This window comes from Nonomuraea sp. NPDC005983 (assembly GCF_040614375.1).
Classification (GTDB): Bacteria; Actinomycetota; Actinomycetes; order Streptosporangiales; family Streptosporangiaceae; genus Nonomuraea.
Genome location: NZ_JBEXUP010000291.1, coordinates 1 through 1,902, shown reverse-complemented (window position 1 = coordinate 1,902; position 1,902 = coordinate 1). Strand labels below are relative to the sequence as shown.

General features: G+C 68.8%; 3 protein-coding genes. 1 reads left to right on the top strand and 2 read right to left on the bottom strand.

All coding sequences use genetic code 11. From position 1 onward, the window contains the following. Nucleotides 1-250: 250 nt before the first annotated feature. On the bottom strand, nt 251-706 hold the full coding sequence (locus ABZ297_RS46760; RefSeq protein ID WP_355361066.1) for a hypothetical protein: 456 nt from the start codon (nt 704-706) through the stop codon (nt 251-253). A 211-nt stretch (nt 707-917) separates the two neighbouring features. Then, nucleotides 918-1,295, bottom strand: coding sequence for a hypothetical protein (locus ABZ297_RS46755; protein WP_355361063.1), 378 nt, complete (start codon nt 1,293-1,295; stop codon nt 918-920). A 179-nt stretch (nt 1,296-1,474) separates the two neighbouring features. On the opposite strand from ABZ297_RS46755, the gene ABZ297_RS46750 reads away from it, so the two are divergent. After that, a partial coding sequence (locus ABZ297_RS46750) for an NAD(P)H-binding protein (protein ID WP_355361060.1) occupies nt 1,475-1,902 on the top strand: 428 nt, incomplete at its 3' end.

Here is a 1,902-nt window from a genome sequence, read left to right as displayed (position 1 = left end):
GGTGCCCGCCGGCGGCTTCGGCGCTCGCGCCACGAAGACCGTCCGCGCGCCTTCCAGGACAACCGTCTTGCCCGGCTTGCCGCTGACGGTCAGCCCGGATCCGACATGCGGTCCCGCCCCATGGCGTGCCCGCCGTCGCCGCCGAGGACGTCATCGGCTGGCAGGTCTCGACGTGCGGGCTCCGCGTCGCGAGGACGGCCTGGAGCTCCTGTGCCACGTCGGGCCCGCGTCCGCGCGCCCCCGGCCACGGTCACATCTTGAAGTGGGTCCAGCCGCTCCGCCAGGTGCCGTTGTTGAACGACCCCCCGGTGCAGCTCAGGTTGTGGCACATCTGGGTGTTTCGGTTGATGCGGCTCACCTTTCCCGAGGGGTGGCCGTAATAGGACACCCGCCACTTGTAGACGTAGGGCCCCGTGGACGACGAGCCGGCCTTCACGCACTGCTCGAACTTGACGGCCTTGTTGAAGGCGCGTTCGCGGAAGTAGATGTCCTTGCGCCCCTCGGTCTTGTCGATCTTGGCGATCTTGACGTCCCACGTGCGCCGGGGGATGCTGACGACGGTCTCGCGCGCCTTGTTGCCTTTGAAGCACCTGCCATGGCTTCCACCGGGACCAAGCAGGTACTCCTCCCAGGACGCGGACGCGGACGCGGACGCCGCGGGCGCGACAGCCATCGTCGAGACGGCCGCGAACGAACCGAGGGTCATCGCCAGGCATGACAGGACCCTCTTGCGGACGATATCCATCTGTTTCCTTCCCTTCGGGCCTACCAGGAACCAGCCCTCGCCGAGTCGGGCGACATGCGCACCTGATCGCAAACAGGCTCTCCTGGTCCATTGAGGTACGCCCGAAGCGTCCCACCTGGCTATTTAGTTTCGCTTTTGCTTTGATATGAGGTCCGAGGAACAGCGGCACAGCTCAGCTGCGCTCGAAGGGATTGAAGCCCCAAGGATCGTGGTGCGGCTCGCCGCGCTCGCGCAGCTCGATCTGATACGCCCGCCAGATGTCGGCCTCTCTTAACGGCGCCGGGGCGCGGAAGCGCAGCGCTCCGGACCGGGCCCGTTCGCGGTACCTGCGGTTGAAGGCGGCATACGACAGGTCCGGCTCGGCCAGGCGGCGTCGTGCGACCCACAAGGCTAGGCTGACCATGCCCTGCAGATCGAACCCCACGATCCGTCGAACCTGATCGGGGACCAACCGGCCAAAGGCCGCCCGTAACGCCATTCGTCGGTTCGCGCCGCCCCTGCGCGCGGCTCCGAACAGCCGGTACAGGGTCGTCGCCTCCAGGGTGAGCACCGCGCCTCAATACCCTCGGTCCCCACGACGGCGATCAAGCTGAAGCGGATGCCGTGGTCCTGAAGGCGGCTGATGCCGCGCACGATCCGGTCGAAGGCATGCTGGCCGAGTAGATCCACCCGCCTGGCGGTGCCGCTGGACGCGATCCCGGCACCGTCTCCTTGCCGGCGGGAGTCCAGGTGGTCGGCGCGGACCTCGCCCGCCCCGAAACCTTGGGGCCGACTCTGACCGGTGTGTCCAAGGTGTTCCTGTACGCCGCGCGCGACGGTGTCGGCGGTTTCGTGGCCGAGGCCTGTGAGGCGGGCGTCGAGCACATCGTGCTGCTGTCAGCGCAGGGGGCGTCGGCGGGGTCCGAGGATCCGATCGCGCGGATGCACGGCGTGGCGGAGCGGGACGTGGCCGGTTCGGAGATCGCGTGGACGTTCCTGCGGCCCGGCGCTTTCGCCACCAACACGCTGCAGTGGGCCGCGTCGATCAGGGCCGAAGGCGTGGTGCGCGACCCGTTCCCGGACGCGCAGGTGGCCGCGGTCCACGAGGCCGACATCGCGGCGGTCGCCGTGCGGGCGCTGCTGGATCCCGGCCACCAAGGGGCCGTGCATGTTCTGAC